This window comes from Streptosporangium sp. NPDC049046 (genome assembly GCF_040649155.1).
Classification (GTDB): Bacteria; Actinomycetota; Actinomycetes; order Streptosporangiales; family Streptosporangiaceae; genus Streptosporangium.
Genome location: NZ_JBEZEZ010000018.1, coordinates 91,534 through 112,820, shown reverse-complemented (window position 1 = coordinate 112,820; position 21,287 = coordinate 91,534). Strand labels below are relative to the sequence as shown.

The window sequence follows — 21,287 nt, the reverse complement described above, 5'->3', positions numbered from 1 at the left end:
GTGACCCGTCTGGTTTTGCCGTCCTCTGCCTGCCGCTCTCCACGGGAAGACCTACAGCTCTTCGCCGGTCGCCGCGGACGGGCGATCCCTCCCGACCGGCCAAGGCGGCTCATCCCCGCGGCCGAAGCAGACGAAGCCCGCCACACCGGTCTTCCCTCCCGCGACGGCCAGCGCCCGCACGGGCGGGTCGCCGGCGGCGAGCGCCTCGTGGAAGGCGGTCATCAGCGCGAGCGTCTCCTCGTCGCGCACCGGCACCAGGCTCGCCACCACGCACCGCGTCCCCAGCGACAGGAACGTACCCGCGAGCCCCAGGGGCGCCCCGTCCGCGGGGGCGTGCGCCATTCCCGCGTCACACGCCGACAGCACCACCAGAGCGGGCGGGGTGCGCAGCCGCAGCAGGTCGTACGCCATCAGCGGGCCGTCGTCGAGGTCGATGCTCGACAGCAGCGGGCTGCGCGGGGAGAACATCCCGTGCGCTGCCAGGTGGGCCACGTCGGCCCGCTCCAGCGCCGCCATCACCTCCGCCCGCCGCGCCGCCACCCGCTCCGTGCCTCGATGGCACTCGCCGACCATGCGGGCCTCGGCCTCCGCGTACCGCAGTCCCGGTCCGGCCACCGCCATCGGCACCGCCTCCTCCCTCCCGTCCCGTACGGACGGCACACGCCGCCCTGCCAGCCAGGCGGCGGCGCTGGCCGCCACGGTCACCGGCCGATCGGCGTTCATCGGCAGCAGCGGCCAGGGCAGGGTGTGCAGCGTCCCCGTCGGCACGACCACCAGTGGCCGGTCGGCCAGCCGATCACGCAGCGGGCCGAAGAGGAGCCGCTCCAGCTCCGTGGCCTCCGCGCCGGGCTCGGGGGCCCTCCCGTCGAGCAGGTGTGTCCTGCGCAGCCCGTACCGGAGGCGGACGGTGGCCTCGGCGACGGCGGAGAACGGGCCGAGACGGCGCAGCGTCATCCGGTCCCGGGTGACCACGACGGCGGCCAGGTCGCTCTCGTGGCGGACGAACTCCACCAGGACCGACTCCCCGAGCGCGGCCCGCAGCGCGGCCGGTCGGGGCGCGAGCGGCCGGCCGGCGCCCCCGGTGACCGCCCGCCACCGTTCGGCCCAGGCCAGGACCGTGTGGCCCCGCCCGGTCCGCATGGCGAGGGCGAGCCCGAAGCGGGCCAGCGGCTCACCCGCCCTGGCGGCGTGCGCGCGTACCACCGGATCCTCGAACGTCCTCGTCTCGGCGCCCACCTCCGCCAGACCGGCCAGCACCGCGGCGAACGCTCCCCGCCGGTCTCCCGCCAGGGCACGTAGCAGCGCCGTCGCGTGCAGGGCGACCATCCCGCGGCCCGGGCGGGAGAGCAGGGCGAGCTGGTGCTCGGCGGAGGGCCGGTCGCCCAGTCCGAGGGAGACCTCGGCGACGGTGAGCCTGAGCGCCTCCGAGGTGTCTCGGTGCCCGGCGGCGTCGAGGGCGTCGGCACACGAGAGCATCGTCGCCGCCAGTTCCGCCGTGGGCGACTCCAGCGCGAGCCGGGCCCGCAGGAGGATCTCCTCGGCGACCGGCACCAGGATCGTCCGCCCCTGCGCGGTCAGCTCGCGGGCGGCCAGGTCCGCACTCTCCCTCGCACGATGCGGATCACCGGTGCGCAACTCGACCCTGGCGAGCAGCAGGAGGGCCTCGGCCAGCGCCGTCCCGGCGCCCGCCGCGGCCAGCTCTGGAACCGCCGCCTCCAGCAGGACCCGTGCCTCGCCGGGCAGATGGGCGGAGATCAGGGCCTCGGCCAGGTCACAGCGCACCGTCGCCAGCCGCTCCGGGTAGCCGACCAGGACGCTCTCCGCGCGCCGGTAGGCGCCGAACGCGGCGGGCAGGTCGCCGCGCCGTGCGGCCAGGAACGGCAGGTTGCCCTCGGCGAGCGCGAGAACGTGTTCCAGACCCGCGCCCCTCGCCAGCTCCGCGCACCGGCTCAGGTCGGCCTCCGCCGCCCCCAGCTCTCCGAGGAACACCCGGGCGAGCCCGCGGTTCAGCATCGCCCCGGCCAGGAACCTGACATCGCCGCCGAGGACCCGCACGGCCCGGTCGCAGTGGTCGACGGCCTCGCGGTAGCGGCCGAGCCGCGCCAGGGCCACGGCCCGGTGCACGTCGAGCTTGCCCACCTCCGCCGGGGTGAGCCCGGGCTCGGCGTCGGAGGCGAGGGCGAGCGCCTGCTCCGGATGACCCAGCTCGGTACGGACGTGGACCAGTGACAGCCGCGCCTGGGCCGCCCGGTGCGGCAGCCCCGCCGAGAGCGCGATCCGCACCGCCCGGCGCAGGTGCTCCTCGGCGAACGGCAGGTCGCCCAGCTCGCGCGCCGCGACCGCCGCCGCCCTGTGCGCCACCGCCTCCGTCTCGCAGTGCCCGCACCCCGCGAGGCGCTTCGCGGGCCCGCCCTCCGGCCCCTCGTCCTGTGACGCGCCGATCTCCGGCTCTCCGCTCCTCGTCGCGCCGCCCTCCGCCGCGTCGCCGGCCGGGGTGTCCGCCCGGCAGGACGCGGCAAGCGAGGTGAGCACGCTGCGGGCGAGAGCGAGGGCGCGGGCCGGGTCGCTGCCCGAGAGGTCGAGCGCGTGCTCGGCGTCGGTGAGCGCTTCCTGGAAGGTCACCTACGGGCGGATCCGGGTCCAGGTGGTGACCACGGGGGAGCACTCGGGCCGGTGGCACACCACGCTGAACCAGCCCGGCGGCAGACCGGTGACGGCGAACTGGCCCGTCGGGGACAGCACACGCGACTCCGTGAGGTGCAGGGTACGGATCTCGACCAGCGTGCCCGCCTCGGGGCAGGGAGAGATCTGGCCCGCGAGGTCGACCAGGCCGTCCAGGGAGGTGACCTCCAGCTCCACCGTGAGTTCGGCCGCGGTGAACCTCAGCAGCCGTGTTTCCTCGGTGGACCGGACGCCTCGCGGCACGGGCGTGACCACGGGACGGGCCTGGACGGCGCCGGGCAGCCGCAGGCCGAAGGCCGCGTGGGCCGCGGCCGTCACCCGCGCGGGCACCGGGTCACTTCCCGACGCCAGGCGCAGCGCGGCTATCAGGGACTCGTCGTCGATCGCCGCCGGATGTCGCGTCACGATGTCGCCTCCCGGGCGATGAGCATGGTGCGGAGTCGGTTCAGGCAGCGGCCCCTGGTGGGGCCGTAGCTGCCGCTGGGCATGCCCAGACGCCCGGCCAACTGGTGGACACCCGCGTCGGGGGCCGTCGCCATCAGCCGGAACAGCGACCGGCACGGCTCGTGCATCTCGTCGACGGCCTGCCACAGACGGCGGCCCTCGTCGGCGCTCAGCACGGCGAGCGCGGGATCGGCGTGGGTGGCGCCCGCCGGGGCGGACCACGCGTGTTCGCCGTCGGAGAGGTCGGCGACCAGCCGCTCGCCCCGGCGCCGGCGGCTCAGGAGGGACGCCTCACGCTTGGCCGTGGTGAACAGCCAGGAGCCGATCCTGTCGGGGTCGCGGATGGTGTGCAGGCTCTCCAGCAGCCGCAGCCAGGTGCCCTGCACCGCGTCGGCGGCGTCCGCCGGGCTGAGGTCGTAGGCGCGCACGGCCGACCACAGCAGGCCCGTGAAACGGGTGACCAGCGCGTCCCAGGCCGCCTGGTCGTCCACCGGCACGGCGTCGATCGCGCGCTGGTCGCTCACCGGCACCTCCGGAATCACGGAGAACACTTTACGTGTCCGAGCGAATGCTCTGGGTGAGACTTTAGCCGGGCGTGGGCACCGCGACTCCCAAATCGGGGATCCGCCTGGTCTTCGCCGGGTCGAGGACGTGCTTCACGGCCTCCTGCGCGGACCGGTCCGCGCACGCGGCGGCGATCGCCCCGCTCACCAGGGCGGTGGCGAAGGAGGTCCCGCTCCAGCGCGCGTAGCCGTTGAACGCCCCGTGTTCGAGGAAGGTGCTGGACAGCCACTCACCGCGGGCACACGCGTCCACCCACGCTCCGTACGCCGAGAACGGGGCCCTCACCCCGCCGTCCGGATCCAGTGCCCCGACGGCGATCACCCCGGGTGACGCGGCGGGCCAGAAAGGGCGGTCGGAGGCGGTGTTGCCCGCGCAGGCCACCGTGACCGTACCGGTGAGTGCTTCCAGGGCGGCCTCCACGAGCGGGGAGGGGCGGTCGTCGAAGGTGTGCCCGCCGAAGGACAGGTTGAGCACCTGCGGCGGGTCGGCCCGCAGCCGCTCCAAAAGGTGCAGCAGCCCGGCCTCGTCCCCGACGCCGTGGCCGTCCAGCACCCGGATCGGCCGCAGCCGCGCCGACGGGGCCGACCGCAGGATCAGCCCGGCGATGAACGTGCCGTGCCCCGCCTGGAGGTCCAGTTCGCCGTCGCCGTCGGAGTCGGGCACCTCGTCGGCCTCCCGGCCCCGCTCCAGGAACCACGGGCTCCCCTGCCACCACGGGTGCTCGGCCAGGCCGGTGTCGGCGAGCACCACCGTCACGGCGCCCGCCGCGCGCCCGGTAGGGGCGGGGTCGGGCGCCGGGAGGGCGGCGCTGGGGAAGGGGCGGGAGGCGGGGCCCCCGAAGTAGAGCGGCTGGCCCGTCAGGATGTGGTTGGGAGAGGCGCGCACGCCCCGCGCCCGTACCGACGCCACCAGGTCGCAGACGTCCACGCCCGGAGACAGGCGCACCCGGTGGATTCCCCCGATCTCGGTGACGGCGTCGGCCCAGCGGGCGGTGGCCGCGAGGCCCGCGGCGTCGGTCAGCAGTTGACCTTTTCTGATCAGGGCGGGCGAACCGGGGATGGGTTCGACCCGTTCTATGCCGGTATTCATCTGGTCCTCCGGGGGGCGATCACCAGGTGATGGGGTTTTCTTCATTCCCGAGGATGCCCTGGCCAAGTGCCCACGGCACAACATCTCGGTATGACCCCCCTCTGGTGCGACGTCACGACCGACGGTAGTCTCTCCTTCAGTCACTTGTGATCATCCTGGTATGAGGCCGTTGGGGAAGGCGCACCTCGTACGAAACGGGAGGTCCGGTGTCTGCTCGTGGCGTGCTTTACGTCCACTCAGCTCAGCCTGCGCTGTGCCCTCATATTGAATGGGCGGTCGCAGGTGTCCTTGGCGTGCCCGTAGACCTGACCTGGACTCCGCAGCCCGCCGCGCCCGGTCACGTGCGCGCGCAGGCCGAGTGGGAGGCCCGTGTCGGTACCGCGGCGGCCATCACCTCGTCGCTGATGGGCTGGCAGCGGATCCGCTTCGAGATCACCGAGGACGCCTCACCGGGTGCCGACGGGACCCGGCACGCCTACACCCCCTCCCTCGGCGCCTTCACGGCCGTGGTCGGGGCCAACGGCGACATCCTGATCCCGGAGGACCGGCTGCGCTCCGCCATGCTGATGGCCCGTCAGGGCCGCGTGGTGCTGGAGGAGGAGCTCGATCGCCTGCTGGGCAAGCAGTGGGACGCCGAGCTCGAGTCGTTCCGCTACGCGGGTGAGGGCGCTCCGGTCCGCTGGCTGCACGCCGCCGTCTGAGCGGGCACGCCCCCACGGGGGCACGTTCACTCTCGCGCGGCGGACGACCGTCCCGGACACGGGTTTGGAACGTGCCCTGCGCCTCCTCCCTGCGCGGGGAAGGGCGCAGGGAAGACGGGCGAGCCCCCACCGGCGGGACCGGCGGGGGCTCGTCGAACGACCGTCAGAGGGGGATGTTGCCGTGGGCGCCCCTGGCGGGGGTCGCCTGGGCCAGGACCCTGGCGATGGCGCCCCTGGTCTCCTCGGGCTTGATCACCTCGTCGATCACGCCGAGCTCGATGGCCCGGTCCAGGCCGCCCGCGAGGATCTCGTGCTCCTCGGCGAGCCTGGCCTCCAGGGCGGCGCGCTCCTCCTCGGGGGCGGCGGCGAGCTCGCGGCGTTTGAGGACGCGGACCGCGGCGATCGCGCCCATGACCGCGATCTGGGTCGTCGGCCAGCCGAACACCTTGGTCGCGCCCAGCGAGCGGGAGTTCATCGCGATGTAGGCGCCGCCGTAGGCCTTCCTGGTCACCAGGGTGATCCGCGGCACGGATGCCTCGGCGAAGGCGTGCAGGAGCTTGGCGCCACGGCGGACCACGCCGTCGTGCTCCTGCCCGACGCCGGGCAGATAGCCCGGAACGTCCACCAGGACGATCAGCGGCACCCCGAAGGCATCACACATCCGGACGAACCGGGCCGCCTTCTCCGCGGAGGCGGAGTCGAGGCAGCCGCCCAGACGCATCGGGTTGTTGGCCACCACGCCCACGGTCCGGCCCCCGAGGCGGCCCAGGGTGGTGACGATGTTGGGTGCCCACTTGGCGTGCAGCTCCACGCCGGGCTCATCCAGCAGGCCCGTGACGAGCGGCTTCACGTCGTAGGCGCGGCGCACGTTGTCGGGCAGCAGGCCGGAGAAGTCGATCTCCTCGACCCCGGTGCGCACCCGGCCCTGGTGGCCGAGCAGCACCGCCAGGCGGCGGGCCCGCAGGTAGGCGTCGGTCTCGGTCTTGGTGACCACGTGGACGACACCGCTGCGCTTGCTGTGCGGCTCGGGGCCGCCCAGGGCGGCCATGTCGATCTGCTCGCCGGTGACGCTGCGGACCACGTCGGGACCGGTGACGAAGATGCGGCCCTCGTCGGCCAGGATCACGATGTCGGTCAGCGCCGGGCCGTACGCGGCGCCGCCCGCCGCGGGACCGACGACCACGGACAGCTGCGGGACCACGCCGGAGGCGCGGGTCATCGCGGCGAAGACGCGGCCGACCGCGTGCAGCGACTCCACGCCCTCGGCCAGGCGGGCGCCGCCGGAATGCCAGACGCCGATGACGGGAACCCGCTCGCGGACCGCGACGTCGTAGGCGTGCACGATGTGCTCGCACCCCTCGCTGCCCATCGCGCCGCCCTGGACGCGGGCGTCACTGACGAACACGACGACCGGCACACCCTCCACGCGGCCCGTCGCGGCGAGCACGCCGCTGCGGTCGACCGGTGAGATCAGCCGGATCGAGCCCTCGTCGAGCAGAGCGGAGAGACGCACCTGAGGGTCACGGGGATCGAGAGGCTCCAGTGTCGTGTCCTCGCTGCTCTCGCCGTCCTTGCTGTCCTCGCTCACCAGCCCTTTGTCGAGCACAGTCATCACGAGCCCCTGTCAGACGCTGGTGAAGGCCACGGCGACGTCGTGCCCGCCGAACCCGAAGGAGTTGTTGATCGCGGCGATCTGACCGTCCGGCAGGGCGCGCGGCTCTCCGCGCACGATGTCGACCTCGATGCCGTCGTCGAGGTCGTCCACGTTGATGGTTCCGGGCGCGCGCCGCTCGTGCAGCGCGAGGACGGTGAAAACGGACTCGATACCGCCGGCGCCGCCGAGCAGGTGACCGGTCATCGACTTGGTGCCGCTGACCAGCGGGTGACCGCCGATGACCTCCTTGATGGCCATCGTCTCCACCACGTCACCCGCGGGGGTGGAGGTGGCGTGCGCGTTCACGTGCTTGATGTCGGCGCCGGTGAGACCGGCGTCCTCCAGGACGCGGCGCATGGCCAGCATGACCCCGGCGCCGGTCGGCTCCGGCTGCGCGATGTGGTGGGCGTCGGCCGAGTAGCCGACCCCGGCGGCCACGGCGTAGATCGTGGCGCCGCGGGCGAGAGCGTGCTCCTCGGACTCCAGGACGAGAATGCCGGCGCCCTCGCCGAGGACGAAGCCGTCACGGCCCTTGTCCCACGGCCTGGAGGCGCGCTGCGGCTCGTCGTTGCGGGTGGACATGGCGCGCATGGCCGCGAAGGACCCGATGTTCAGCGGGTGGATGGCCGCCTCGGTGCCGCCGGCCACGACCACGTCGGCCCGGCCGGAGCGGATCATCTCGATGGCGTACCCGATCGACTCGGCGCCGGTGGCGCAGGCACTCACCGTGGCGTGGACGCCGGCGCGCGCGCCGACCTCGATGCCGATCCAGCCCGCCGAGCCGTTCGGCATCAGCATGGGAACGGTGAACGGCGAGAGCCGCGTCCAGCCCCTCTCCTTGAAGGTGTCGTAGGCGGCGAGGATCGTGGTGATGCCCCCGATGCCGCTGCCCACGACGACGCCGAGCCGCTCGGGGTCGACCTTGTCGATCGCGGCGTGCGCCCACGCCTCGCGGGCCGCGACGAGTGCGAACTGCTCGGCACGGTCCAGCCGCCTCGACTCCGGCCGGGGCAGAACCTCGGTCGGGTCGACGGCGGAGAAGGCGGCGAACTTCACCGGGACGGAGTCCACCCAGTCGGCGGTGATACCGCTCACGCCCGACTGACCGGCGAGGAGCGCCGACCAGGTCGAGGCGACGTCTCCACCGAGGGGCGTGGTCGCGCCGAGCCCGGTGACGACGACACGTACCTGGTCTGTACTCACTGCTGCGCTCCTTGTGAATCGCTGGTCAATCTGGGCTGGGGGATAAGCGGGAACGTCTCAGTTCTGGATGAAGTTGATGACGTCCTTGACGGTCTTGAGGTGCTTGAGCTGGTCGTCCGGGATCTCGACGCCGAACTCGTCCTGAGCGGCGACGGCGATCTCGACCATGGACAGCGAGTCGATGTCGAGGTCGTCGACGAAGCTCTTCTCCGGGGTGACCTCGGTGGCCGGGATCCCGGTGATCTCGTTGATGATCTTGCCGATGCCGGCGAGGATCTCCTGCTCGGTCAGAGCCATGTCGCGTGTTCTCCTTGGAATCGTGGTTCTTCTGGTTTCCCGTGCGGCGGGGCCGCGCGGAAGCTCTAGGGGATCTCGATGATCTGGCCCGCGTAGGTCAGGCCCGCGCCGAAGCCGAGCAGCAGGGCGAGCCCGCCCGCCTGGACCTCGCCGCGCTCGATCATCCGGGACAGGGCGAGCGGGATCGAGGCGGCGGAGGTGTTGCCCGCCAGGACGATGTCCTTGGCGATGACGGCGTTGTCCGCGCCGAGCTTGCGGGCGATCGCCTCGATGATGCGGAGGTTGGCCTGATGGGGTACGAAGGCCGCGAGGTCGGCCGGATCCACCCCGGAACGCTCGCAGATCTCCTTGGCGACGGGGTGAAGCGCGGTGGTCGCCCAGCGGAACACGGTCTGGCCCTCCTGGTGCAGGAAGGAGTCGCGGTCCTTGATGATGATCGCGTCGAACTTGTCGCCGGCGCTGCCCCACACCACGGGGCCGATGCCCGGGGTGTCGGAGGGGCCGACGACCGCGGCGCCCGCGCCGTCGGCGAAGATCACCGCGGTGGCCCGGTCGGTCCAGTCGATCCACTGGGAGAGCTTCTCGGTGCCGACGACGAGCACGTGGGTCGCCGATCCCGCGCGGATCGCGTCGTTGGCGACCGCGAGCGCGTAACAGAAGCCCGAGCAGGCGGTGTTGACGTCAAAGGCGCCGGGGGCGTCGATGCCCAGCCGGGTGGCCACCCGGCCGGCGGCGTTGGGGATCTGCGTCTCCAGCGTGCAGGTGGCGATGATCACCAGGTCGATGTCGGAGGCCGCCAGGCCGCTCGCGGCGAGGGCCTTGCCGCCCGCCTGCACGGCCAGGTCGATCTCGGACTCGTTGTCCGGGGCGATCCGGCGCTCCTTGATGCCGACGCGGCTCTGGATCCAGGCGTCGTTGGTCTCCATGGTCGCCGACAGGTCGTCGTTGGTCACCACGTTGGAAGGCTGGTAGTGGCCGAAGGCGAGGATCTTCGCGCCGGGCGCGCCCTGTGAGGTCTTCATTCCTCGGTCACCGCTCCTTGTTCGACTCAAGGGCGGCTCGCGCGGCCTCCAGGTCGTCGGGGGTCTTCAGGGCGACGGTCGTCACCCCGTGCAGAGCACGCTTGGCCAGGCCGGTGAGCGTGCCGCCGGGGACGAGCTCGATCATCGTGGTGACGCCGAGCTCTGTCATCGTGGCCATGCAGGCGTCCCAGCGCACCGGGTTGGCGACCTGGGTGACCAGGCGCTCCATGAACTCGGCGCCGCTCGTGACCGCCGACCCGTCGCTGTTGGACAGCAGCGTGACGGCGGGATCGGCCGGTGTGACGTCCGCGGCGGCCTCGCGCAGACGGCCGACCGCGGAGGCCATGTGGACGGTGTGGAACGCGCCGGCGACCGAGAGTTCCCTCACCCTCGCCCGCGCGGGCGGCTCGGCCTTGAAGGCCGCCAGCTGCTCCAGCGTGCCGCCGACCACGATCTGCCCGGCGCCGTTGATGTTGGCGGGGGTGAGTCCCTTGTCGGCGATGGCGGCGAGGACCTCCTCCTCGACGCCGCCGAGGACGGCGGACATGCCGGTCTCGGTGATCGTCGCGGCCTTCGCCATGGCCTGGCCGCGCTCGCGGACGAGGCCGACGGCCTGCTCGGGGGTGATCACCCCGGCCAGCGCGGCGGCGGTGAACTCGCCCACGCTGTGCCCGGCGACGATGTCGGGGGAGGCCCCCAGCACCTCGGCGACGGCGAGCCCGGCGGCTACGAGGAGTGGTTGCGCGACGGCCGTGTCACGGATCTCGTCCGCGTCCGCGGTGGTCCCGTAGGCGATCAAATCGAGGCCGGCCAGCTCCGACCAAGCGGTCAGCCGATCGGCCACGCCCGGTAGTTCGAGCCATGGACCGAGAAAGCCTGGAGTCTGGGCACCCTGGCCCGGAGCGACGATGACGAGCACAAAATCCAGCCTGCCCTGTAGAAGTTCAATACATGGATGGAGATCCAGACGAACTTTGTCCCCACTTCTTTGTAGGGAACCTACAGCGGGAGTTTCGCGGAGATTAAGTAAAGGATTCTAGGTTACCGGCGTCTCCGACAGGCGCCCGAGAATCAGTCCCACCTGGAGGGTGAAGGCGGATCGCCCCTCGGTCGGCTGATAGCCGGTCAGTTCCGTGATCTTACGCAGACGGTAGCGCACCGTGTTCGGATGGACGAAAAGCAGGCGGGCCGTCGCTTCCAGGGACGTGCCCTGTTCCAGGTAGGTCGCGAGGGTGTCGAGGAGCGGTGTGCCGATCAACGGCAGATAGACGTTCTCGATCAGCTGTGCCCTGGCGTCGCCGTCGCCGTCGATGGCCCGTTCGGCCAGCAGGTCCTCGGCGTGAACCGGCCTGGGCGCGTCCGGCCATCCCGCGGCGGCTCGCAGCCCGGCCATCGCCGCCCGCGCCGAACTCGCGGCCGAGTGCAGGTCGGCGACCTCGGGCCCGATCACGATCGGACCGGCGCCGAAACGCGGCACCACGTGCCTGGCCGCCGCGGCGACGCTGTCCGCCCCACCCACGATCACGATCAACCGGTCGCCCTGCACCCCGGCCAGCATGTCCAGGCCCGACCTGCGGCCCCGGTCGCGCAGCGCGTCGATGACCGCCTGCGGGTCGTCGTCGGGGGTCTGCCCGGCCAGCACCACGACGGGGGCGGAGGTCCAGCCGAGCGCGGCGGCCCACGAGTGCAGGCCGTCGTCGACCTCGCCCCTGACCAAGGCGTCCACGATCAGCGCCTCCAGCCGTGCGTCCCAGGCCCCGCGAGCCTCGGCCTCACGCGCGTACACCTGCGCGGCGGCGAAGGCGACGTCGCGGGTGTAGCGGAGCATCGCCTGCTGGAGCTGGTGCTCCCCGCCGGGCGCCGCCAGCTCTCCGGTCTGCGCCTCGACCACCTCGACCACGACCCGCACGATGTCGACGGTCTGCTGCAGCGAGATGGACCGCTTCAGCTCCCTGGGCGCGGTGCCGAAGAACTCGATGCTGGGCGTCGGGCGGCCCTCACCGGCGTGCTGGAACCACTCCACGAACGCGGCGATCCCGGCCTGGGCGACCAGCCCGACCCAGGACCTGTCCTCCGCCGACAGGGCGCGAAACCACATCAGCCGGTCGTCCATGCGGGACATGGCGGCCGTGCCCAGCGTGCCCATGGCCCGCTCCAGCCGGCGCGTGGTGTCCTCCCGGATCCGGTCGGAGTCGGGATCCCTCCCGTCCTCCCCGGTCACGACGTCGCTGTGCCTGAACGTTCGCTCGTTCCGCTCCCTCACGCCACTAAGAGTGCCAGGTCGCGGGAGATGCGCCAGCCGCGGCTCCGGACAGCGTACGCTCCCCGATCTTGTACGTCCCGCACGACCAGGGCGCGAGCGTACGCCACGATCCCGTTCCGCGCGCCCGTGTCCCGTACGCCCACCGGGATGTGAACGTACGGAGGGTGGGCGGGTCGGACGAGGGCTCAGACGACCGCGACGGCGGTGATCAGGCCGATGGCGAGGTGGGTGACCGCGAGCAGCCGGGCGCCCGGCTGAAGCTCCGGCTCGGTGACCAGCTCGCGCACCGAGATGCCCGCCACCTTGTCGAACGCGACCATCGCCACGGTCTGCACGGCGATGCCGACCAGGCCGAAGACCAGCGTCGCGAGCAGGCCCTCCTGCAGGGCGCCGCCCGAGGACCAGATGGAGGCCGCCACGATCAGCCCGACGGCCGCCAGCCCTGAGCCGGCGAGCAGGGTGGCGTTGGGATTGCGCCCCTCCTTGATGAGCTTGCCGAGCCTGCCGGGGGTGACCATGTCGATCACGTAGAAACCGACGATGAGCAGGATCACGCCGAGCGCGGCGTACGAGACGATCGCGAGCGCGCCGCGCCCGAGGACCTCGGCGAGCGAGAGCGCCTCGGCACCGGGCACGACGGGGACGGGTGGCACGGGGGTGGGACTCATGTGTGGTTTCTCTTTCCGGGACTCAGAGTTCGATGCGGTGCGGGACGAATGACGACGTGTCGTCGGTGATGAACCCCGAGGTCTCGCGGATGCCGGCACCCGCCGCCTCGTCGTGGACGACCCAGGCGCCGAGGACGGGACGCCAGCCCTCGAAGACGGGCAGCGCCTGGAACTCCTGGTAGACGTAGCCCTCGGCGCCGTAGCCGCCGAGGGTCTCGACGTGCTCGCCGGGGGTGACGATCCGCATGTTGGCGCCCTCGCGGCCGAGCAGCGGCTTGACGATGTAGGAGGACATGTCGCGGGGGCCGTCGAGGTAGGCGGGCAGCAGGTTCGGGTGTCCCGGGTACAGCTCCCAGAGCACCGCGAGCAGCGCCTTGTTGGACAGCAGCATCTTCCACAGCGGTTCGATCCAGGTCGTCGAGACCTGCTGGCGCACCGCCCGCGTCCCGAACGGGTCGGCGACCGCCCACTCCCACGGGTACAGCTTGCAGAGCGAGCGGATCACCCTGCGCTCCATGTCGACGAAGCGGAGGTTGAGGTCGTCCCAGCCGATGTCCTCCATCGCGACCGCGACGGTCTTGAGCCCGGCCTGGTCGGCGGTCTCCTGCAGATAGGCGAGGGTCATCACCTCCTCGCCCGAGGTGTCCATGTTGGTCCAGGCGAAGTGCGTGGGCCCGGTGGGCAGGCCGGTCGAGATCTGCTGCCACCTGGCGATCAGCCGCTCGTGGATGGAGTTCCACTGGTCGTCGTCCGGGTAGCGGTCGCGCAGCCAGAACCACTGCACCACCGAACTCTCCAGGAGGCTGGTGGGGGTGTCGGCGTTGTACTCCAGCAGCTTGGCGGGGCCGGTCCCGTCGTAGCGCAGGTCGAAACGGCCGAACAGGTGCGGGTCGTTACGCTCCCAGGAGGCGGCGATCTCGGGGGCCACCCACGGCGGGATCGCGAACTCGGCGTAGCGGCCCTTGGCGATGACGTGCTCCACGGCGTTCAGGCACATCCGGTGCAGGTCCTCGACCTGGTTCTCCAGGTCGAGGACCTCGTCCATGGAGAAGACGTACTGGACGGTCTCGTCCCAGTACGGACGGTCAAGGCCCTCGGGATGGGCCGAGCGGTGGTAGGCCAGGCCGTGGCCCTCGATGACGCTCTCCCAGTCGTCGCGAGGGAGGGAGGTCTCGCGTCTCATCTCCTGCTCACCTGTCGCTCACCTGTGGTTCGTCGGCTTGCTCATCGGCGCCGGATCAGCTCCCGCCACCCGATCCGCTTCGGCCACCGAAACCACCCCGCTGGATCACCGTGCCCTTGCGGCTGGTGATCTGGACGTCCGAGGGACGCACGGTGGTGCCCTGCCGGATGTGGGAGCCGGACCTGACGCCTCCGTAGTACCAGCCGTAGGCGCCCCGCGATCCGTGGTAGCGCCTGTCGTCGTCGCAGAGGTCCTCGTCCACGATCGCGTAGCTGCCGTCCGGCTGGCGGTTGTTGAGGTCGACGCACTCGGCGCCCACCTCCTCGTAGTCCGACGTGGAGCAGGAGGAGACGAGAAGCATCGAGACGACACCGATTCCGGTGATGGCGATCGCTCTGGAGGCCTTGAAGCCCGAGGGCTTGGAAGGCGTCTTGCCATGGGGACCTGGTGGTGTGGCCCGTGGGTGTTGTGGTCGCGCGGCCATCGAGCTCCAATGAGATGCGTCGCCACAGGGTATCGATGTGCTTTTGTCTGTTCAACCGATCTCTGGTTCTTTCGGGGGAATCGCCGCCCCCCGCGCGGGGGGCGAGGTGAGCCGCACCGGCCCTGACGAGACAGCCGATCATCGCCCGTCCGGGTGTGTAATGTTCTGGCAAAGCGCGGTGGACGAGGGGTGCGCGGTGCCGGAGATCAGACCGTTGCGGCCGGGGGATCCGCCGCGACTGGGCAGGTACGAGCTCAAGGGCAGACTGGGGGAGGGCGGGCAGGGGGTCGTCTATCTCGGCGAGTCCGAGGACGGTGAGCGGGTGGCCGTCAAGCTGTTGCACGTGCGCTTCACCGAGGAGGCCCACGCGCGCTCCCGTTTCGCCCGCGAGCTGGCGGCGGCCGGCCGGGTGGCCGCCTTCTGCACCGCCCGGGTGCTCGCCGCCGACCTCGACGGTGAGACGCCCTACATCGCGAGCGAGCTGATCGAGGGGCCCTCGCTGCGCCAGGTGGTCGAACGCGAGGGACCGCTGACCGGGGAGGCTCTCGAACGCCTCGCGATCGGCACCGCCACCGCGCTGACCGCGATCCACCACGCGGGCATCGCGCACCGCGACTTCAAGCCCGACAACGTCATGCTCGCCACCGACGGCCCCAGGGTCGTCGACTTCGGCATCGCGAAGATCATCGATGAGAGCGGGACGATCACCACCCGCGCGGTCGGCACCCCCGCCTACATGGCCCCCGAGCAGATCGCCGGTGAGCGGGTGGGTTTTCCCGCCGACGTGTTCGCCTGGGGCTCGACCATCGTCTTCACCGCCACCGGGAAGGCTCCCTTCGGGAGCGACACGATCGTGGCGACGCTCAACCGGGTGATCAACCACGAGGCCGACCTGAACGGCCTGCCCGACGGGCTACGCGACGTCGTCGCGGCCTGCCTGAACAAGGATCAGCGGCTCAGGCCCACCTCGGACGTGCTGCTGAAGCGCCTGCTCGGCCACCCGGTGGACGAGGCGGAGACCCCGGAGGCCTCGGAGGAGGAGCTGGCCGAGGGCGCGCAGGCCGCCACCGGGGACCTGACCCGGCCCGAAGAGCCCGCCGCGCCCACGCGGCGCCGCCCGGTGGTCCTCGGCGCGATCGCCGTCGGGGTCGCCGTCCTCGGCGTGGCGGGTGCCCTGCTGGGCCTCCCGTTCGGGAGCACGCCGCCCGGCCAGGCCGAACCCTCCCGCCCACCGGCGGTCGGCCCTGCGACGGCGACCCCGCGGGTCTCCACCGGCTCGCCCCTGCTCGACCGGATCAGGGAGACCGGCAGGCTCCGCGTGGGGTTCAGGGAGGGCCTGCCGGGCATCTCGCTGGGCAGGCCGCCCCGGGGATTCGAGGCCGACCTGGCCGCCCACATCGCGAAAGAGCTGAAGGTGCCCGACGACGGGCTCAGGTTCGTGTCGGTGGTGGGGTACGACGGTCGTGAGGAGGCGGTGGAGAAGGGCAGGGCCGACCTCGTGATCGCCAACTTCTCGATCGACAACGCCGATCGCCGCCGCGTCGCCTTCGCGGGCCCGTACTATCTCGCCCACCGCGACGCGCTGGTGCGTACCGGCGCGAGGATCGACGGTCTCAAGGACCTGCGCGGCAGGAGGATCTGCCTGTCACCTGGTCAGACCACGGGCACGATGATCCGCGACAGGGGCGTCGACTTCGTCGCGGTACGGGCGGATGACCCCGCGCAGTGCGCGTCCCAGGTGGCCGACGGCCGAGCCGACGCCATGGTCGGGGACGACCTGCTGATCGCCGGCTTCGGTGCCCGCCTGCGCGACGTCAAGGTCGAGATCGCCGGGATCAGGCTCACCTCGGAGAGGTACGGCGTCGCGCTCAGACGCGGAGACCCGGTGGCCTGCCGGAAGATCAACGAAGTGATCGCGTCGATGTACGAGGACGGGACGATGAAGCGCCTGCTCGAAAAGCACCTGGGCCGGGTCGGTTTCCGCTTCGAGACCGCCCGGCCCCGTCCGGAGACCTGCTGAACCGTCCGCCTTCGACCGCAGTCCTCTCCCCGAGCCCCGCCGAGCCCGTTCGCCTCCGACCGCGCTCCTCACCGCCGCCCTGTCTCCCGCGAGGGCGGGCGATGTCTCCGCGAGGGCGGGCGACGCGCGGGAAGGCGTGACCGCGCGGCCCGCCCGCGGGCCCGCCGCGTCACGAACCGTCGCAGACGGTCCCCCTGGCAGGGACCTTCCCGTCGATGAGGTAGGCGTCGGTCAGCTTCTTGACGCAGGTGTCACCGGACAGGTAGGCGCCGTGCCCCTCGCCCCTGTAGGTCACCAGCACCCCCGTCCGAAGCTCCCCCGTCAGCTTCGGAGCCCACTCGTACGGCGTGGCGGGGTCGCCGGTGCCGCCGATGACCAGGATCGGCGCCGAGCCCGTGGCGTTGATCCGCCTCGCCTCGTCGTTGCCGGGAACCGGCCACATCGAGCAGATCAGGCCCATCCCCGCGCCGCCGAACAGCGGGGAGACCTTCATCGTCTCGTCCTCCAGCGCGTTCAGCTGCTCGGGGGTGGGGCGTTCTGCGGTGTCCACGCAGCTGATCGCGGGGAAGCTGCTCATGAGCGTCGTGTAGCTCCCGTCGGGCTGACGGCCGTTGTAGCTGTCGGCCAGGGCCAGCAGGATCCGACCGTCACCCTTCATCGCCTGGCCCAGCGCCTGGTCCAGCAGCGGCCAGGTCAGCTTCGAGTACAGCGCGGCGGCGATGCCGACGCCCGCCAGCCCCTGGGTCAGGAGACGCTTGCCGACCTTGAGCGGTTTGTCGTTCAGCTCGTCCATGAGCTTCGTCACGTTCTTGTTCGCGATGGTCGCGTCGCTGCCGATCTCACACTCGCGGGGCTGCTTCACACAGTCCTTCAGGAAGGCGTCATAGGCGTGCTGGAACCCCTTCGTCTGGACCATCGTGCGCGTCGCCATGGAGACGCTCGGATCCAGCGGGGCGTCCAGCACGAACCGTCCCACGTTCTGCGGGAATTTCGTCGCGTAGACCGCGCCGAGCTGCGTCCCGTACGAGATGCCGAAGTAGTCCAGTTGCTTCTCGCCCAGGGCCGCGCGGAGACGGTCCATGTCCGCGGCGGCGTTCACCGTGCCGATGTAGGGCAGCAGCCTGCCCGAGGTCTGCTGACAGGCCGTCACGAACTCCTTGGTGATCTCCCGGCTCCTGGCGCGCTCCTCCTCGTTGGCGGGCAGGGTGTCCATCGAGGTGAACCTGTCCATCACCGCGCTGTCGCCGCACCGGACACCTGAGCTTTCGCCGACGCCTCGCGGGTCGAAGCTGACCAGGTCGAAGCGGCTGTTCAGGGTGGTGAACGCCTTGGCGGCCTGGGCCATGGTCTCGACACCCGAGGCGCCGGGGCCGCCGAAGTTGAAGACCAGCGAGCCGATCCGCCTGCCGGGGTCGGTGGCCCTGACGCGGATGACGGCCATCTCGATGGAGTCGCCGTCCGGGTTGGCGTAGTCGAGCGGGACCCTGAGTTTCCCGCACTGCTGCGCGGAGTTGGGCTGGGGGGTCTCACCGCCAGGCCGCCTGAGCCCGGTGCACGGACCCCAGGTGATCGCCTCCGCGGGGGCGGAGGTGGCGGTCGGGTCGGACGTGCCCGAGACGACCTCGCCTCCGACGAGCCCGCCCGGGAGGGAACCGTCCCCGCCGGGTCCGCCACCGCAGGCGGAGAGCACGGTTGACAGGGCCGTGACCGTCGCGGCCGCCCTAAGGATTGTTGCCATGAAACGCTCTCCCCTGGAATCGTTCGCCGGGGGGAGCGTTCAACACTAACCGGGCGGGCCCTCCATGGAAAAGGAGAACCCGCCCGGGAACGATCAAACTCCCATGGACTGGGTGTCGTTGCTCTCGGCGCCCGCGGCCTCGGTCACGCCGTTCTTCAGGTGATACATGGAGATGGCGTCGCCCAGCACCTCCTGGTCGAGCTCACCCCTGTTGACCAGCTGGGTGAGCACGGCCAGGGTGATCGAGGCCGCGTCCACGTGGAAGTGGCGGCGCAGCGCCGACCGGGTGTCCGACAGGCCGAAGCCGTCGGTGCCGAGCGAGCTCCAGTCGCCGGGAACCCACTGGGCGATCTGGTCCTGGACCGCCCGCATGTAGTCGCTCACGCCCACGAACGGCCCCTGCGCCGACGACAGCGCCTGCGTGACGTACGGCACGCGCTTGTCGGAGTCGGGGTTGAGCAGGTTGTGCTCCTCGGCGGCGAGCGCGTCGCGGCGCAGCTCCGCCCAGGAGGTGGCCGACCAGACCTCGGCCGCCACGCCCCAGTCCTCGGCCAGCATCCGCTGGGCCTCCATCGCCCACGGCCCGGCCACGCCGGACGCGAGGATGTTGGCCTTCGGCCCGGACACGGCCGGAGCCGGGGCGAACCTGTACAGACCCTTGAGCAGACCCGCCACGTCCAGGTCCGAGGGCTCGGCGGGCTGGGGGTAGGGCTCGTTGTAGACGGTGAGGTAGTAGAAGACGTTCTCCGGCTCCTCGCCGTACATCCTCCGCAGGCCGTCCTTGACGATGTGGGCCACCTCGAACCCCCACGAGGGGTCGTACGAGACCGCGGCCGGGTTCGTCGAGGCGATCAGCGGGGTGTGGCCGTCCTCGTGCTGCAGGCCCTCGCCGTTCAGCGTGGTGCGGCCGGCGGTGGCGCCGAGCAGGAAGCCCCGGCCCATCTGGTCGGCGAGCTGCCACATCTGGTCGGCGGTGCGCTGCCAGCCGAACATCGAGTAGAAGATGTAGATCGGGATCATGTGCTCGCCGTGCGTGGCGTACGACGAGCCGACCGCGATCGTGGAGGCCATCGAGCCCGACTCGCTGATGCCCTCGTGCAGGATCTGACCCTCGGTCGACTCCTTGTACGACAGCAGCAGCTCGCGGTCGACCGCCTCGTACATCTGGCCGTGCGGTGAGTAGATCTTCGCTGTCGGGAAGATCGCGTCAAGACCGAAGGTGCGCGCCTCGTCCGGGATGATCGGCACGAACCTGTTGCCGATCTCCTTGTCGCGCATCAGGTCCTTGAGCAGGCGGACGAACGCCATGGTGGTGGCGACGTTCTGCTTGCCGGAACCCTTCTTCAGCTGCGCGTACGCGGCGTCGCCGGGAAGCGTGACCGGCTTGGCGCGCATCACGCGCTTGGGCAGGAAACCGCCCAGGGCCGCGCGGCGCTCCTTCATGTACTGGATCTCCGGGTCGTTCTCGCCCGGGTGGAAGTAGGGCGGGAGGTCGCCCTCGAGAGCGGAGTCGGGGATCGGCAGGTAGAGCCGGTCGCGGAACTCCTTCAGGTCGCTCTTGGACATCTTCTTCATCTGGTGCGTCGCGTTGCGCGCCTCGAAGTCCTTGCCGAGAGTCCAGCCCTTGATGGTCTGGGCGAGGATGACCGTCGGCTGGCCGACGTGCTCACGAGCCGCCTTGTAGGCCGCGTACACCTTGCGGTAGTCGTGGCCGCCGCGCGACAGCTTGCGGATGTCCTCGTCCGACAGGTGCTCGACCATCTTGCGCAGGCGCGGGTCGTCGCCGAAGAAGTTTTCCCTGATGTATCCGCCGGTCTCGACGGAGTATGTCTGGAACTGGCCGTCGGGGACGGTGTTCATCTTGTTGACCAGCACACCGTCGACGTCCGCCGCGAGCAGCGGGTCCCAGTCACGACCCCAGACGACCTTGATGACGTTCCAGCCGGCGCCCCTGAAGTAGGACTCCAGCTCCTGGATGATCTTTCCGTTGCCGCGTACCGGGCCGTCGAGGCGCTGCAGGTTGCAGTTGATGACGAAGGTGAGGTTGTCGAGCTCCTCACGGGCCGCCACGCCGATCGCGCCGAGCGACTCGGGCTCGTCCATCTCGCCGTCGCCGAGGTAACACCAGACGTGACTCCGGCTGGTGTCCTTGATCTTCCGGTTCAGCAGGTAGCGGTTGAACCGGGCCTGGTAGATCGCCCCGATCGGGCCGAGACCCATGGAGACCGTGGGGAACTCCCAGAAGTCGGGCATCAGGCGGGGGTGAGGATAGGAGGGCAGCCCCCTGAACCCGTGCGAGAGCTCCTGGCGGAAGGCGTCGAGCTGTGCCTCGTTGAGGCGGCCCTCCAGGAAGGCGCGGGCGTAGATGCCCGGCGCGGCGTGGCCCTGGAAGAAGACCTGGTCTCCGGACTCGCCGTGGTCCTTGCCGCGGAAGAAGTGGTTGAAGCCCACCTCGTAGAGCGACGCGGCGGAGGCGTAGGTGGCGATGTGCCCGCCGACGTTGGTGCGGGCGTTGGCCCGGGTCACCATCACGGCCGCGTTCCAGCGTGTGTAGGCGCGGATCCGGCGCTCGACGTACTCGTCGCCGGGGAACCAGGGCTCGCGCTCCGGCGGGATGGTGTTGATGTAGTCGGTGCTGCGCAGGCCGGGCACCCCGACCTGGTGTTCACGGGCGCGCTCCAAGAGCCGGAGCATCAGATAGCGGGCCCGAGTGCGACCTTCCGTCTTGATGACGTTGTCGAGCGACTCGAGCCACTCCTGGGTCTCGCTGGGGTCGACATCAGGAAGCTGGCTGGGTAGGCCGTCGCTGATGATCGAGAAACGCTGGCGTCCGGAAGCCACTGGGTCTCGCCTTCCGAGGATGGACTTTTGTCTGGAGTAGGTCGTCTTCCATCCTGGTCGCTTACCCCGGAAAGTGCATCTCTACTTCCCGGTAACCAGGAGATCCCTGCTGGCAGTGATACGAAAGTGGCCTAGACCACCGATGGTAGGACGAATTGCCACCAAAGGTTACATCGGGGTTGCCCCTTTTTTACAGGTTCCCTCCCTGGGAATCTGGGACCCGCTGTCTGGCCTGCCTTCGTGCCCCTCGCCGGAGCCTTCCGAGCCCTTCCGCGGGGGCCCTTCGACGGTCTTCGGGGGATCGTCGAAGATCCCCCGAGGGTCTTGGAGGGACCCCGGAAGGGGAGGGTGCCCTCCTCGCCGCCGCGCGATGTGCCCGGGCGTCGTGATCGGGACCCTCACCGTATACAACGCATGATCCCCCCTGAAGGTGC

17 protein-coding genes are annotated in these 21,287 nt (G+C 71.1%); 2 read left to right on the top strand and 15 right to left on the bottom strand.

The genetic code is table 11. The annotated features are described in order from the left end of the window. Positions 1–51: 51 nt before the first annotated feature. From AB0B96_RS25220 to AB0B96_RS25205, 4 genes are read right to left on the bottom strand one after another with little or no spacing between them, the layout of a single operon-like run. Positions 52–2,622, bottom strand: coding sequence for a CHAT domain-containing protein (locus tag AB0B96_RS25220; RefSeq protein ID WP_362902344.1), 2,571 nt, complete (start codon positions 2,620–2,622; stop codon positions 52–54). Continuing rightward, positions 2,623–3,087: a hypothetical protein gene (locus tag AB0B96_RS25215; RefSeq protein WP_362902342.1), complete on the bottom strand. Its 465-nt coding sequence runs from the start codon at positions 3,085–3,087 to the stop codon at positions 2,623–2,625. After that, entirely contained in the window at positions 3,084–3,668 is a 585-nt protein-coding gene (locus AB0B96_RS25210; protein ID WP_362902340.1) for a sigma-70 family RNA polymerase sigma factor, read from the bottom strand. The genes AB0B96_RS25215 and AB0B96_RS25210 overlap by 4 nt, the downstream gene beginning before the upstream one ends. 43 nt (positions 3,669–3,711) lie before the next feature. After that, complete coding sequence (locus AB0B96_RS25205) at positions 3,712–4,779, bottom strand: S8/S53 family peptidase (protein ID WP_362902338.1); 1,068 nt, start codon at positions 4,777–4,779, stop codon at positions 3,712–3,714. A gap of 206 nt (positions 4,780–4,985) precedes the next feature. Here AB0B96_RS25205 and AB0B96_RS25200 point away from each other — a divergent pair, with 206 nt between their 5' ends. Then, positions 4,986–5,480, top strand: a complete 495-nt coding sequence (locus AB0B96_RS25200) for a DUF3145 domain-containing protein (RefSeq protein WP_344918407.1) — start codon at positions 4,986–4,988, stop codon at positions 5,478–5,480. 163 nt (positions 5,481–5,643) lie between these two features. Here AB0B96_RS25200 and AB0B96_RS25195 read toward each other — a convergent pair whose 3' ends face one another. The 9 genes from AB0B96_RS25195 to AB0B96_RS25155 form a co-directional block, all read right to left on the bottom strand. Further along, positions 5,644–7,092 (bottom strand): carboxyl transferase domain-containing protein, encoded by a 1,449-nt coding sequence (locus AB0B96_RS25195; RefSeq protein WP_362902336.1) that lies wholly within the window; start codon positions 7,090–7,092, stop codon positions 5,644–5,646. Between the two features lie 12 nt (positions 7,093–7,104). Next, positions 7,105–8,337 carry a beta-ketoacyl-ACP synthase II gene (gene fabF / locus AB0B96_RS25190; RefSeq protein WP_362902334.1) on the bottom strand — a complete coding sequence of 411 codons (1,233 nt, stop codon included), beginning with the start codon at positions 8,335–8,337 and terminating at the stop codon, positions 7,105–7,107. 57 nt (positions 8,338–8,394) lie between these two features. Then, the gene (locus AB0B96_RS25185) at positions 8,395–8,634 is read right to left on the bottom strand and encodes an acyl carrier protein (RefSeq protein WP_350945978.1); all 240 of its coding nucleotides are present in this window, start codon (positions 8,632–8,634) and stop codon (positions 8,395–8,397) included. 65 nt (positions 8,635–8,699) lie between these two features. Next, positions 8,700–9,656, bottom strand: a complete 957-nt coding sequence (locus AB0B96_RS25180) for a beta-ketoacyl-ACP synthase III (protein ID WP_362902332.1) — start codon at positions 9,654–9,656, stop codon at positions 8,700–8,702. Between the two features lie 7 nt (positions 9,657–9,663). Then, the gene (locus tag AB0B96_RS25175; protein ID WP_362902330.1) at positions 9,664–10,575 is read right to left on the bottom strand and encodes an ACP S-malonyltransferase; all 912 of its coding nucleotides are present in this window, start codon (positions 10,573–10,575) and stop codon (positions 9,664–9,666) included. Between the two features lie 117 nt (positions 10,576–10,692). Then, positions 10,693–11,802: a helix-turn-helix domain-containing protein gene (locus tag AB0B96_RS25170; protein ID WP_350946112.1), complete on the bottom strand. Its 1,110-nt coding sequence runs from the start codon at positions 11,800–11,802 to the stop codon at positions 10,693–10,695. A 302-nt stretch (positions 11,803–12,104) separates the two neighbouring features. Then, a complete protein-coding gene (locus AB0B96_RS25165) occupies positions 12,105–12,587 on the bottom strand; it encodes a DUF350 domain-containing protein (RefSeq protein WP_362902328.1) in 483 nt (160 codons plus the stop codon). Between the two features lie 22 nt (positions 12,588–12,609). Continuing rightward, positions 12,610–13,770, bottom strand: coding sequence for a glutathionylspermidine synthase family protein (locus tag AB0B96_RS25160; protein WP_362902326.1), 1,161 nt, complete (start codon positions 13,768–13,770; stop codon positions 12,610–12,612). Between the two features lie 55 nt (positions 13,771–13,825). After that, positions 13,826–14,254 (bottom strand): hypothetical protein, encoded by a 429-nt coding sequence (locus tag AB0B96_RS25155; protein ID WP_350945983.1) that lies wholly within the window; start codon positions 14,252–14,254, stop codon positions 13,826–13,828. Between the two features lie 160 nt (positions 14,255–14,414). Here AB0B96_RS25155 and AB0B96_RS25150 point away from each other — a divergent pair, with 160 nt between their 5' ends. Continuing rightward, entirely contained in the window at positions 14,415–16,274 is a 1,860-nt protein-coding gene (locus AB0B96_RS25150; protein WP_362902324.1) for a transporter substrate-binding domain-containing protein, read from the top strand. Between the two features lie 169 nt (positions 16,275–16,443). Here AB0B96_RS25150 and AB0B96_RS25145 read toward each other — a convergent pair whose 3' ends face one another. Then, a complete protein-coding gene (locus tag AB0B96_RS25145) occupies positions 16,444–18,012 on the bottom strand; it encodes an alpha/beta hydrolase (RefSeq protein ID WP_362902322.1) in 1,569 nt (522 codons plus the stop codon). Between the two features lie 93 nt (positions 18,013–18,105). Beyond that, positions 18,106–20,853, bottom strand: coding sequence for a pyruvate dehydrogenase (acetyl-transferring), homodimeric type (gene aceE / locus AB0B96_RS25140; RefSeq protein WP_362902320.1), 2,748 nt, complete (start codon positions 20,851–20,853; stop codon positions 18,106–18,108). Positions 20,854–21,287: the final 434 nt, after the last annotated feature.